Source organism: Planococcus sp. CAU13 (genome assembly GCF_000775575.1).
Lineage (GTDB): Bacteria > Bacillota > Bacilli > Bacillales_A > Planococcaceae > Planococcus.
Genome location: NZ_JRGN01000112.1, coordinates 1 through 12,622, shown reverse-complemented (window position 1 = coordinate 12,622; position 12,622 = coordinate 1). Strand labels below are relative to the sequence as shown.

Annotated in this window: 14 protein-coding genes; 7 read left to right on the top strand and 7 right to left on the bottom strand. The window is 47.0% G+C overall.

From position 1 onward, the window contains the following. Window positions 1–176: 176 nt before the first annotated feature. The 4 genes from KW93_RS04965 to KW93_RS04950 are packed head-to-tail and all read right to left on the bottom strand — an operon-like array spanning window position 177 to window position 4,188. Window positions 177–1,655, bottom strand: a complete 1,479-nt coding sequence (locus KW93_RS04965; protein ID WP_033541875.1) for a phytoene desaturase family protein — start codon at window positions 1,653–1,655, stop codon at window positions 177–179. Then, a complete protein-coding gene (locus KW93_RS04960) occupies window positions 1,652–2,758 on the bottom strand; it encodes a glycosyltransferase (protein WP_327078711.1) in 1,107 nt (368 codons plus the stop codon). Before KW93_RS04960 ends, KW93_RS04965 begins: the two co-directional genes overlap by 4 nt. 9 nt (window positions 2,759–2,767) lie before the next feature. Further along, window positions 2,768–3,439, bottom strand: coding sequence for a lysophospholipid acyltransferase family protein (locus KW93_RS04955; protein ID WP_033541872.1), 672 nt, complete (start codon window positions 3,437–3,439; stop codon window positions 2,768–2,770). After that, window positions 3,436–4,188, bottom strand: coding sequence for a carotenoid biosynthesis protein (locus KW93_RS04950; RefSeq protein ID WP_033541871.1), 753 nt, complete (start codon window positions 4,186–4,188; stop codon window positions 3,436–3,438). The genes KW93_RS04955 and KW93_RS04950 overlap by 4 nt, the downstream gene beginning before the upstream one ends. Window positions 4,189–4,439: 251 nt before the next feature. Here KW93_RS04950 and KW93_RS04945 point away from each other — a divergent pair, with 251 nt between their 5' ends. The 5 genes from KW93_RS04945 (at window position 4,440) to KW93_RS04925 (ending at window position 8,225) form a co-directional block, all read left to right on the top strand. Next, window positions 4,440–5,282, top strand: a complete 843-nt coding sequence (locus KW93_RS04945; protein WP_033541870.1) for a MurR/RpiR family transcriptional regulator — start codon at window positions 4,440–4,442, stop codon at window positions 5,280–5,282. 76 nt (window positions 5,283–5,358) lie between these two features. Next, the gene (locus KW93_RS04940) at window positions 5,359–6,198 is read left to right on the top strand and encodes a transporter substrate-binding domain-containing protein (RefSeq protein WP_033541869.1); all 840 of its coding nucleotides are present in this window, start codon (window positions 5,359–5,361) and stop codon (window positions 6,196–6,198) included. 77 nt (window positions 6,199–6,275) lie between these two features. Further along, window positions 6,276–6,944, top strand: coding sequence for an amino acid ABC transporter permease (locus tag KW93_RS04935; protein WP_033541868.1), 669 nt, complete (start codon window positions 6,276–6,278; stop codon window positions 6,942–6,944). A 12-nt stretch (window positions 6,945–6,956) separates the two neighbouring features. Continuing rightward, window positions 6,957–7,679 carry an amino acid ABC transporter ATP-binding protein gene (locus KW93_RS04930; protein WP_033541867.1) on the top strand — a complete coding sequence of 241 codons (723 nt, stop codon included), beginning with the start codon at window positions 6,957–6,959 and terminating at the stop codon, window positions 7,677–7,679. A 120-nt stretch (window positions 7,680–7,799) separates the two neighbouring features. Further along, the gene (locus KW93_RS04925) at window positions 7,800–8,225 is read left to right on the top strand and encodes a CBS domain-containing protein (protein WP_033541866.1); all 426 of its coding nucleotides are present in this window, start codon (window positions 7,800–7,802) and stop codon (window positions 8,223–8,225) included. A 77-nt stretch (window positions 8,226–8,302) separates the two neighbouring features. On the opposite strand, the gene KW93_RS04920 is transcribed toward KW93_RS04925, so the two are convergent. The 3 genes from KW93_RS04920 to rluF all read right to left on the bottom strand — a co-directional run bounded on the left by KW93_RS04920 (window position 8,303) and on the right by rluF (window position 10,311). Next, a complete protein-coding gene (locus KW93_RS04920) occupies window positions 8,303–8,722 on the bottom strand; it encodes a hypothetical protein (protein ID WP_033541865.1) in 420 nt (139 codons plus the stop codon). A gap of 152 nt (window positions 8,723–8,874) precedes the next feature. Then, on the bottom strand, window positions 8,875–9,591 hold the full coding sequence (locus KW93_RS04915; protein ID WP_033541864.1) for a DUF6904 family protein: 717 nt from the start codon (window positions 9,589–9,591) through the stop codon (window positions 8,875–8,877). A 12-nt stretch (window positions 9,592–9,603) separates the two neighbouring features. Beyond that, window positions 9,604–10,311 (bottom strand): 23S rRNA pseudouridine(2604) synthase RluF, encoded by a 708-nt coding sequence (gene rluF / locus KW93_RS04910; RefSeq protein ID WP_033541863.1) that lies wholly within the window; start codon window positions 10,309–10,311, stop codon window positions 9,604–9,606. A gap of 242 nt (window positions 10,312–10,553) precedes the next feature. Here rluF and adh point away from each other — a divergent pair, with 242 nt between their 5' ends. Together adh and KW93_RS04900 are read left to right on the top strand one after the other, a co-directional pair. Next, window positions 10,554–12,074, top strand: coding sequence for an aldehyde dehydrogenase (adh, locus tag KW93_RS04905; RefSeq protein ID WP_033541873.1), 1,521 nt, complete (start codon window positions 10,554–10,556; stop codon window positions 12,072–12,074). A 41-nt stretch (window positions 12,075–12,115) separates the two neighbouring features. Further along, window positions 12,116–12,478, top strand: a complete 363-nt coding sequence (locus KW93_RS04900; protein WP_033541862.1) for a DUF779 domain-containing protein — start codon at window positions 12,116–12,118, stop codon at window positions 12,476–12,478. Window positions 12,479–12,622: the final 144 nt, after the last annotated feature.

The window sequence follows — 12,622 nt, the reverse complement described above, 5'->3', positions numbered from 1 at the left end:
GATCATAAAAGCCGGTTTGCCGATCATAAAGCATAAAATTCCTGGAATTTACCCCATTTCGGCTTGCCGAAACTTGAATTAATTCTCAAAAACAGAGATTTTTCGAAAAAAAAGCCTCTTCAATTCGAAATTCCGCAAAAAACAGGATGAATCCCGCACGCCTGTTTAAAAAAGCGTTAAATTCCAAACTTCTTCAATATCCTCAGTGCCACATTATGGCCGCTCATGGTCACCATGGGCGAGCCGCCGCCAGGATGGGTGCTGCCTCCGACAAAATAAAGGTCTTTGATATCCGTGCTTGCATTGGCGGGCCGCAGAAATGCATCCTTTTTTTTATGCGATGACGGGCCATACAAGGCGCCGCGGAATGCGTTGAAATTCTCCGCAATAAAAGACGAGGTAAACGTCTTTTCCTCAACGAGGTGGCTTCGGATATCGATGCCGTATTCCTTGAGAAAATCGTAGATACGGTTTTTATAAGCGTCGGCATCAATCTGCAGCTTCCCATCAGCAGTCAACGCTGGCGCATTCACAAGAATGAACAGGTTATCCCCATCCGGCGACACCTCAGGGTCTGTGCAGGAGGAGTTGCTGATGTAGACTGTTGGCTGATCGGAATAACGATTCTTCTCGAAAAGGTCGTTAAATTCACTGACGTAATCATCCGAAAAATAGACATTATGGTGTTTCAGCCCAGGAAGACGAGTGTCTAAACCTGCCAGAATGACGAAAGCGGAAATCGATGGTTCATAGGAAACGCTCTTTTTATCAGTGAAAGAAGGGCGCTCGCTTTCCGCGGTCAGTTGAGGGAAGGCGGTGAGCAGGTCACCATTCAGGATTACAGCATCCGCTTCGGACACACTGCCGTTTTCGAGTTCCACGCCAACAGCCTGCCCGTCACGGACGATAATTCTATTTACAGCTGTACCCGTCTGCAGCTGCGCGCCCTGCTTTCTCGCAACTGCTGCAAAGCCTTCGGCGATGCGGACGTTTCCACCTTTTGCGTAATATACTCCGCCCACCAATTCCAGATAAGCGATCATTGAAAAAGTGGCGGGCGCTTTATAAGGGGACGAGCCGATATAAGTCGCATAGCGGCCTAACGCCTGCAGCAATTTTGTATCCTGGAAATAGCGCTTATAGAAATGGTCCATCGTTTCCAGGGGACGAACCTGCATCAAAGCCTTACCTAAGGCAGGAGATAGATAATCCCGCCAGGAGTGGAAACTGGAAGGGAAGAAGTAACGTTCAGACAAATTATAGATGCGGGTGATTTCGTCTAGGAACCGCCTGTAATCGGGAGCGTCAGTGGGAGCGAAACGTTCCAATTCCTGCTGCATAATTTTTGTATCAGATGAAAAATCAAGGTGCTGGCCATCGGGGAAATGGTTTCTTGTGTGTGTCTCCAAAGGGATCAAATCGAAATAATCCCCCGCAGATTCACCGGTCTGTTCAATAACCGAATCGAAAACTTCCGGCATGGTAATTGTATTCGGACCGAAGTCGAACGTATGGCTTCCGAGCCGAACCGGCATCAATTTGCCGCCGAGGTGGCCGTTTTTTTCATACAGCTCCACAGACATGCCGGCATTCGCAAGCGTTACAGCCGCTGACAGCCCGCCGAGGCCGCCGCCGATGATGATTGTTTTTTTCATGAATAATTCCTGCCTTTCCATGAATAGGCTTGCCTGCTCCATGATTTTTTCATTGCGTGCAGCAGAACGGCAATCATCGCCCCCGCCTGAATCGGCATCAGAAATGCCAGAAGGGGATTTTGACGTGTGCGAACCATTACATAGAGCTGCTGCAGGCATCCGAGCATATAAGGAAGAAGAAATAACGGCTTACCGATAAAAAGTCCGAATAATGCCAGTAAAAGAGGAAATACATAAAAGCCCGTATAGAACAAAGTCAAAATTACAGCCATAACAGGCGAGCGTCCAATGCCGGTATAACTGTTCTTCAAAAAACCTTCCCATACTTCAGGGTTTGTTTCATACATCCGGCTGTTCACTGATTTGGTGACGTTGGCGAGAACCATTCGGTGCCCTGCACGTTTTATTTCCCGGGAAATATGTACATCTTCGACCAGTGAATTCCGGACAGCCTCATGGCCGCCGATGTCATCATATGCCTGTCTGTCGAAAAGCATCCATGCTCCGTGCGCAGCAGTCGCCGCTGGGAAGATCCTGTAATTGGCAAGGTAGAGCGGCAAGTGGAAAAAGACTACGAAATGCTGCATCGGCACAAGCAGTTTACTCAAGAAAGGCGCAACTTCAAATGCCGGAAAACCGGACAGCGATTTTGCTCCGGTTTGCTGCAATAAGGAAAGAGACTGTTCAAAAGCTGCCGGGGTGAAACTGATATCGGCATCCACAAACAGCAGATAATCTCCGGAAGCAGCCCGCTGGAGCTGATGGCAGGCGTAGACTTTTCCGACCCAGCCATCAGGCAATTGCGCACCCTGCAAAAGAGTAAAACGGCTGTCGTCGGCTGTTTCAGCTTCCAGCAATTGCTGTGTCCGATCCGACGATTGATCATTCAGGATGATGAATTCGGAATTCGGATAGCTGCTCTTTTTCAATGCATCGACCAGCGCTTCGACATTGCGTTCTTCATTGCGCATGGGCACCAGTACGGAAAGCAGTGGATTGCCTTTGACTGAAGGGAAGCCAGGCAGTACAGGCATGAAAAAGCTGTTAACGGCCGTCCAGACGAGAAATAAGGCCAGGCACGAGATGAAAATCCATAGCATCATTGCTTTTTCTCACCCCTTTTTTAACAGATCAATAAAGCCGTCCGTATTTTCTGCGATTACTTCTTCTCTAAGTCCATCCAGCTGAGACGTCAGGATTTGCTGCAAAGAGCTGCTTTTTTCTTTTCGGGTCTCTCCCGGGATTTCATTGATGGATAAAACTTCCCCCTGGCGAATCCAGACTTCGGGTTTCTGTTCATGCCGGAATGAATAATAGAACGTAATCGGAACGACCGGTATGTCCGGATGTTTTTCCAGAAGGTAACCGATGCCGCTGTGAAATGCGAGCGGCCGGATTTCCTGATGGAATTCGTCGCCCTGCGGAAAGAGCACCACTGATTTCCCGGCATTCAGCAACTCTTCCGTATACTGCAGAGAACGGATAATATTTTTCGGATTTTGCCTGTCGATCGAAAAAGCACCCAGATAGCGGAAAAAAATATAGTTCTTCAGATTTTTCTCATGCATCATCATGTGGATGTCGTGTTTCCAGATCTTATGGTTGAGCTGGAAAAACAGCAGGCCGTCCCACCAGGAGCTGTGATTGGCAATAAAAATCACGGGGCGCCGCGGGATTTCCCGCACATTCGAAGCGAGCAGGTGGGAAAAGGACTTGCGCAATAACGGCAGAAGATAGATGCCGAAGCCTTTTTCGAACAAACGGCTTTTTTTCGCTTCGATCATGATGGCTTCCTGTTCCAGGCGATTACCGCCAGGATAACCGCCGGAATCACACTTGCCGCCACCGCCAGCCATAAACCTCCAAGAGCACCGAGCATGGCGAACATGCCAATCATCAGAAGGTAAAGCAGCACCAGCCGGCGTTCGTGTATGTCATTGTCGATGGTCATTGATCTGCGGCGCATCACAAAATCAATCAGAAGGTGCAGCACGAAGGATATCAGGAACCAGCCCATGAAGTTCGTCCAGGGAATGCCATAATACCAGCCTGTATCTTCCCAGATCCAATAGCCTTTGATGTGATAGGCGACAGGATCGATGATCAGATCCATGATTACCGCACCAATGCCGCCGGTCACTGCATAAGCGATTGTTCCATTCGGGAAAATCCAGCGGGCCAGAACGTGGGAGGTTGCAACCACCATCAGCCAGGCAAAACCGATCGCAATCGGCACACCGAATAAATTCGGGGCGAAGCGGTCGGTATAGTCATAGGAGCCGAAAAGGAATCCAGAATTGGCGCCGGCCCCTTCAACGATGAACGTAGCAAAAAATATGATCAGTCCGATTGTGATGCCGTAAGTTTTTCCGAAACGCCTCACAAAATAAAGGAATCCTATTGTTCCGGCCAGTATCAGAAAGACGGCATTGGCCCATTCAAGCCAGGAAGGCAGGATATCAAATCCCAATAGAATGATTCCAACTATGTACCAAAAAATGAACAAACGATAAATTCTGTGGTCCCATTTCAATGACAACACTCCATTACTAAGTTATACAAATAGTATACTTGAAAAAATCTGTAAGGCACGGGATATGGACTTCGGGCCGTTAAAATTTTTCTGGTAGTTTAGATGGGGGTGCGGTGGGGAAAAAGGAATAAGAAATTATTCTTTTTTTTATGTTTTTTAAAGAATATTCGATTAATTATTGAAGGAAACCCTGCATTGATGTAAGCTTATAAATGTATTTAAGCTTTATTTTGTTAATGGGAGCTGAGAAAATGCAGGATTTAATGCGAAATGTTTCAAATTCCTATAAAGATTTCAGTTCCGGGCAAAAAAAGATTGGAGATCTTTTTTTCAAAGAACCCATTTTTCTTGCGTTTTCCTCAGCTCTTGAAGTCGGAAAAAGAGTGAATGTCAGTGAATCAACTGTAATTCGCTGGTCGCAGAAATTGGGCTACCGGGGCTATGCAGAATTTCAGCACGTTCTGCAGCGGAAACTTGTGGAAGAGCGTTTTGAACAAGTCGAAGAAGCGGAAGCGGCTCCGGCTGTCGAACAATCATTCCTGGCAAATCTGCTGGACGCGGATATCGCCAGTATCGTCCAGTTGAAACAAACAACGGATGAGGATCAATTGCTGCAGGCAGTTGATGCCATTGGCCAGGCAGAAAATATCTACGTAACGAGTAATTTTTTCGATTTCGGGCTTGCTCATTTCATGGCCACCTGGCTGAATCTCACATTGGACCATGCGGAACTGCTGATGCACGGGGACGGCCAATATTACAGGCAGCTGGCGGCTTTGTCTTCAGAAGACACTGTCATCGCATTTGTTTTCCCGCGTTATACAAAATCGGTCATCGACACACTGGCGACGGCAAAAAAGCAGGGAGCCAAAATTGTGCTGATTACCGATTCCAAAGATTCTCCGGCATCTGACTATGCTGATATAACGCTTGAAGTGTATGTGAGTTCAAATTTGAATATCGATTCCTATACGGCGGTGCACGCGTTGATTGCTTCGATTATGCGGTTCATCTATGTGAAGGAGCATTCAAAAGTAAAGCGGAATTTGGCGAAAGTGGAAGCTATATATACGGAAAAGGAAGTATTCATCTGAATGTACTCATCAAAATGGCAAGTCCCGGATCGCCAAGGCGTTCCGGTCAAATATAAAATGAAAAGGGGAGAACAATATGAAAAAGAAATATCCATTATTAGGTCTCGTATTATCGGCAGGTATGATTTTGGCCGCATGTGGCGGGGGAGATTCCTCTGACGGATCGGGAGGAACAGGTTCTGAAGGGGAAGGAAGCGATTTGAATTTAATGGAGGAAGGCAAATTCACCACAGCTTCCAGTGGCCTATACAAACCTTTCAGCTTTGAAGAAGGGGGCAATCTCCAAGGTTTCGATATTGATATCGGCAATGCCATCGCTGAAGAAATGGGGCTGGAACCGAATCCGGTGACGACTCCGTTTGAAACGATCATCCAAGGCCTGAACACGAACCGTTTTGACGCAATTATCGGTTCGATGTCCAAAACGAAAGCACGGGAAGAACAGGTCAGTTTCTCTGAACCTTATTATTACTCGGGCGGGGCAATCTTTGTTCGTGCCGGAAATACTGAAATCCAGTCCATTGAGGATTTGAAAGACAAGAAAATCGGAGTTGTTGCACAAACTACTTATGACACCGTTGCCCAGGAGCATACGGATGATATACAAATTTACTCAAGTGATGTTGTAGCGCTGCAGGATTTGGCGATTGAAGGAAGATTGGATGCCGTTATCACGGCGGATGTGGTTGGATTTGAAGCACAGAATGAAGGGCTTGAAATTGAAATGGTCGGGGATCCGTTATGGATCGAGCAGCCGTCAATTGCTGTCCGCAAAGACGATGAAGAGCTGCTTGCCGCAATCGATGAAGCATTGGCCGCTATTATCGAAAACGGAAAGTATGATGAGATTTCACAAAAATGGTTTGGACGTAATCTCCTCGATGTTAACCTGGAAGGCGTGGAAGTTCTCGAATAAGCAAGTCGGGATCATTCAGGAACTCCGTTTATTGGAGTTCAATCATGTCGGTACAGAGATAAAGGGGAGTGAAGTTTATGCCAGAGTTGTTGATCGATGTTTATGATGTATTTATGCGGACGTATCCGGGATTCCTGAGAGCGGTCGTCGTTACGCTTCAGCTGACGGCGATCGGGGTAATCCTTGGAACTGTCATCGGCCTGATTTTTGCTTTGATGAAAATTTCAGGTTCAAAAATACTGCGGGGAATTGCCAATTTCTACATTACGGTAATCCGCGGGACGCCATTGATTGTGCAGATTATGTTCCTGTATTTCGGGATCGTTGAATTTTACACAATGTCCAACTTCTGGGCAGGGGCCATTGCGCTGGGTGTTCACAACGGGGCGTACATCGCAGAAATCTTCCGCGGAGCGATTCAGGGCGTTGACCCGGGACAGCGTGAAGCGAGTATGTCGCTTGGCATGAACCGCAAACAGACGATGCAGCGAATTGTATTCCCGCAGGCTTTACGACGTTCGATTCCGCCGCTTGGGAATCAGTTCATCATTACATTGAAAGATTCATCACTTGTTTATATCATCGGTGTGGCAGAAATATTCTCGCTTGCCAACAGGGAAGCAGCGCAATCATACCAGTTTTTTGAATCGTTCCTTGTCGTAGGTATCTACTACTTAGTGCTCGTAATGATTTTCACATTCCTGTTGCGCCTGTATGAAAATAAACTCGATGTGGACAGAGCCTAAGGAGGGACAGATATGATAATCGGAAAGAATATACACAAATCCTTCGGTGATCTTGAGGTGCTGAAAGGCGTCGACCTTCATGTGGAGCCTCAGGAAGTGGTCGTTATCGTTGGTGTCAGTGGATCGGGAAAGAGTACGCTTTTAAGATGCTTTAATTTCCTGGAGATGATAAACAGCGGTGAAATTATTATCGATGGCAAGACAATCAATCCGAAAAAAGATGATTTAACCAAAGTGCGGGCAGAGGTCGGAATGGTATTCCAGCATTTTAATCTGTTCCCACACAAGACCGTGTTGGAGAATGTTATCGAAGCACCCGTTACAGTGAAAAAAATGAAAAAAGAAGAAGCGGAAAAACTGGGCATGAACCTGCTGCGAAAAGTTGGCCTTGAAGAAAAGGCGAACGTTTATCCAAGCAAACTGTCCGGTGGTCAAAAGCAGCGTGTTGCCATTGCGCGGTCGCTGGCAATGGAACCGAAAGTCATGCTGTTTGATGAACCGACTTCTGCTCTCGACCCGGAATTGGTCGGTGAAGTGCTGCAGGTTATGAAACAATTGGCAGAAGAAGGAATGACGATGATTGTCGTCACACATGAAATGAAGTTCGCTAAAGAAGCGGCGGATCGGGTCGTCATGATCGATCAGGGAACGATCATTGAATCGGCTGATCCCAAAACGTTCTTTGAAAATCCGCAGAATGAACGAACGAGACAATTTATCCAATTGGTTGAATAAGCTCCATGCAGCGATTCCGCTTTCTTTCGCGGAATCGCTTTTTTGATTGCTGAAAAGGTTTCATTCCTTTCAGAAGGGATAAATAAGGAATGCAATTAAAAATAAAAGGAGGTATTTTCAGTGAAAGTAACAGATATCATGACTAGCGATGTGGATACGTGTACGCCGCAGTCATCGCTTCAGGAAGTGGCAGCAAGAATGAAGGAAATCAATGTTGGGTCCATTCCGGTCGTCGATAATGACAAGCTCATCGGCATCATTACGGACCGTGACCTTGTGACCCGGGGAATTGCTGAGAATGTATCATTGGATACGGCAGTTTCTGAAATTCTCACAACAGATATGGTGACTGGAAGCAAGGACATGTCTGTGGAAGATGCGGCTGAATTAATGGCGGAGCACCAGATTCGCCGTTTGCCGATCGTCGAAGATGACAAAGTCGTTGGAATCGTTGCACTTGGGGATATTGCAGTAAAAGACAAATCTTATGGCAACGCAGACATTGCGCTCGATGAAGTTTCGGAGCCGGCTGAACCTGAGAAGTAAATTTTACGAAAATCAATATAAAAAACCGGCCATTCATTTGGCCGGTTTTCTTCAATTATACAAATTTGGAATTCAGCTTAATCCACGGTTATGACAGAAGCGGATATGAGGGGCAAGTCTTCTTCCGCGTTGCCGTCATAGATGCCTTCAAGCTGGATATTGTCTCCGACTTCTACAGCTGTTTCCGCCATATTCCGAATGTAGACCTGCTGGCCGTCATTGACGAGGATAAAGGAAGGGAAAGCCACATCATCCGCAAATTCTTCGACCGTTCCGGAAATTTCAACAGGCGTTCCGTCTTCAACATTTCCTTCCACGAGATCTGAAACTGTGACAGCTTCGGCATTTTCCACTTCTGCCGGATCGGTTGGATCGAGTTCATCGCCCTCAGGAGCGGACACTTCCGTCTGACCCTCGTCTTCCAGCTCCGGGGTTTCTTCGCCGCCGCAGGCAGACAGCAGAAAAACGATGCCGAGCGGTAAAATCCATTTTCTCATCATAGATCACTCCAGTGCTTCAATATTTGACCGTTTAAGGAAATATACCCTTCTTCCCGTGTTTCTAAAACGGTGCAGGGGATTCACTTCCAGCCATGAAAAAAAGCCCTTGTCTGACGACTCGGGCTTTTTACATGCAGTTTATCTTTGCGTCACCATTCAATAACTTCAGGATACTCCGCAGAAATTTCGATTTCGTGAATCGGTTTTTTTGCGGGATTTGCGGCTGCAAGGACCTGTTGGCGGAATGCCTGATACTCCTTGTCCTGCACCGCCAGTTTCAAAGCAATGGTGGAAAGGCTCTGTTCACGCTGCTCTTTTGTCATTCCGATATATTTCAAATTCATCAGATCCACGTACTGAATAGCATAATCATCCACAGTGGCCGGCTGGTTGAACGCCGCCAGAATCGTTTCATATTCCGAATCGGGGATATGTCCGCGGAGACAATCAAGAACCAACGACTGGAAACGGTAAATCACGGGGAGATGTAAATCCCAGATAGACTGTGAAACCTTTTTTTGATAAAGGCTGACAAAATCCTTTAACGCGATCGCTGCATAAATCAGTTCGGGCCACAGAATTTCAACAGAAAAATAGATGTTTTTATCCGGTGCGATAAATTGATGTTTTTTCATTGTATCCTCGTGCAGGCCGTTAAATACAAATTCGACATTGCGGTCGCCCTGGGCAGCATGGCGGATTTCATATGAGATACCAAGAATGCGCCTGCGTGAGCCTTCGAAGTCGAAATATTGGTTTTCCTTGCCGATTACTTTATAAAATGCCTGGTTCAATTCATCCAGATCAAAATAATCCCCGCTTATTTTAACACCCGTATGATTCGGTGTGGTCATCATCGTCAGCATGCAAAATCCTCCTCAACGTTTTGGTTTGTAATCGAGCTGCCTGAATAATTCATCGCGTTCGTCATCGGCCAGGTCGCGCCATTCGCCGACAGGCAGATCTCCGAGGCGGATATTCATGATCCGGATGCGCTGCAGGCTGCGCACTTCGTAGCCGAGTGCCGAGCACATGCGGCGGATCTGGCGGTTCAGCCCTTGTTTGATTGTCAGTTTGAAAATGTATTTTGTCAGTTTTTCTGCTTTTGCGGGAAGCGTGACCGTGTCCAGAATTTCAACGCCTTCTTCCATTTTTTTCAGGAAGGAGTCGGTGATCGGCATGTCGACTCTGACGATGTATTCTTTTTCATGTTCATTTTCAGCCCGCAGGATTTCATTGACGATGTCGCCGTCATTTGTCAGAAGAATGAGTCCTTCTGAATCCTTGTCGAGGCGGCCGACATGAAAAATCCGTTCCTGATGATTGACGAAATCGACGATATTGCCTTCGATATGGCGTTCAGTTGTGCTTGTGATGCCGACCGGCTTGTTCAGGGCGATGTAGATATATTCGCGCTCTGGCTGTTCAATGATCTTCCCGTCGACCCTCACCTCGTCGCCTGCCTGAACTTTGCTGCCGAGTTCTGCCGGTTTGCCGTTGATGGTGACACGGCCGTCTTCGATATATTTATCAGCGCCGCGGCGCGACGTGATTCCTGTCTCGCTCAAAAATTTATTGATTCGCATAATAAAATCCCTTCAATCGCTAGAATTTGCTCTGTGTTTCCATTATACCCTCAAATCAGGCAGAACAAAACGAGTGGCTATTTATGCCGATCAAGAAAAAGATGAGCTTTAACTATTGCAATTTTCAAATAAATTTGACAATATAGGAGGTGAGCTGTTTCATTTATGTGCGGACAGAGTAAACTCTAAATGGAAGCGCATACACGACGGCAATTCATTTAAGGGGAGGAAACAGAATGGTAATGGAATACGCAATTCCGAATACGGCTGGTGCCAAGAGTTCATTTAAGGAAAGGTACGAAAATTATATCAACGGTGAATGGAAAGCACCGGCAAAAGGACAGTATTTTGACAATGTTTCTCCTGTAAACGGCAAAAAATTCACAGAAGTTGCACGTTCGACTGCGGAAGATATCGAAGCCGCGCTGGATGCGGCCCATGCGGCGAAAGATGCCTGGGGCAAAACATCGGTTACGGAACGCGCCAATATTCTTTTAAAGATTGCAGATCGAATGGAGCAGAACCTGGAAATGCTTGCTGTCGCAGAAACCTGGGACAACGGTAAAGCAGTGCGGGAAACTTTGAATGCCGATATTCCTTTGGCAATTGATCATTACCGGTATTTTGCGGGAGTCATCCGTGCTCAGGAAGGATCGCTCAGCCAATTGGATGAGGATACGGTCGCTTATCATTTCCATGAGCCGCTCGGAGTGGTTGCGCAAATTATTCCATGGAACTTCCCACTGCTGATGGCAACCTGGAAACTGGCGCCTGCGCTTGCAGCAGGAAACTGCGTAGTGCTGAAACCGGCGGAGCAGACACCTGCCAGCATCCTGGTATGGGCGGAACTTGTCGGCGACTTACTGCCACCGGGCGTTCTGAATATCGTCAACGGTTTTGGACTTGAAGCAGGGAAGCCGCTTGCATCCAGCCCGCGCGTTGCCAAAGTCGCTTTCACCGGTGAAACGACAACTGGCCGGATGATCATGCAATATGCGTCACAAAACCTGATTCCGGTCACACTGGAACTGGGCGGAAAATCACCGAATATTTTCTTCAAAGATATTATGGACCAGGATGACGCCTTCCTTGATAAAGCGATTGAAGGATTCGTCATGTTCGCACTGAATCAGGGAGAGGTCTGCACATGCCCATCCCGCGTATTGATCCAGGAAGATATTTACGAAGAGTTCATGGAACGTGCGCTGAAGCGCGTTGAAGCGATTAAAATCGGCAACCCGCTTGATCCTGAAACGATGATGGGTGCGCAGGCTTCCCAGGAGCAGATGGAGAAAATCATGTCCTATCTGGATATCGGAAAGCAGGAAGGCGCGGAAGTCCTTGCAGGCGGAGAACGAAATGTGCTTGAGGGAGATTTGGCGGAAGGCTTCTATATCAAACCGACTGTCTTTAAAGGGAACAATAAAATGCGTATTTTCCAGGAAGAGATTTTTGGACCGGTTGTTTCCGTAACGACATTCAAAACAAAAGAAGAAGCGCTTGAACTTGCCAATGACACGCTTTATGGACTTGGAGCGGGTATCTGGACACGAGATACGCATACAGCCTACCGCTTCGGCCGTGGAATCCAGGCAGGACGCGTCTGGACAAACTGCTATCACCAGTATCCGGCTCACTCTGCATTCGGTGGATACAAAATGTCCGGTTTCGGCCGTGAAAATCACAAAATGATGCTGGACCATTACCAAAATACGAAAAATATGCTCGTCAGCTACAGCCAGGACAAGCAAGGGTTCTTTTGATCGAGTGAAGGGTCCTTCTTCAATGAAAGGAAGGGATCGCAATGGTTGAACGCGTCATAGCTACCGAAGCCGCCCTTGAATTGATTGAGTTTTTAAAAGAGAAGCATGGGCCTGTTATGTTCCATCAGTCAGGCGGCTGCTGTGACGGCAGCTCGCCGATGTGCTATCCGGAAGGCGATCTGTTTATCGGCGACCAGGACGTGTATATGGGAGACATCGGAGGCGCCAAATTCTATATGCACAAAAATCAATTCGAATACTGGCGCCATACCCAATTGATCATTGATGTGGTGCCGGGGCGCGGAGGGATGTTTTCTCTCGAAGGCGTCGAAGGGAAAAGGTTTTTGACCCGATCCCGGGCATTTACAACGGAAGAAACGAAGGAATTGCAGGAGCAGGTTTAAAGGAGAGACGGGACTCGTTCCCGTCTTTTTTTTGTTTAATGATAAATCTGGGAAACGGGAATCAAAAATGGGGAAATGAAAAAGTCACCCTTCGGATGAAGGGGTAATTCTCTATGCCGATCATAAAAGACGTTTTGCCGATCA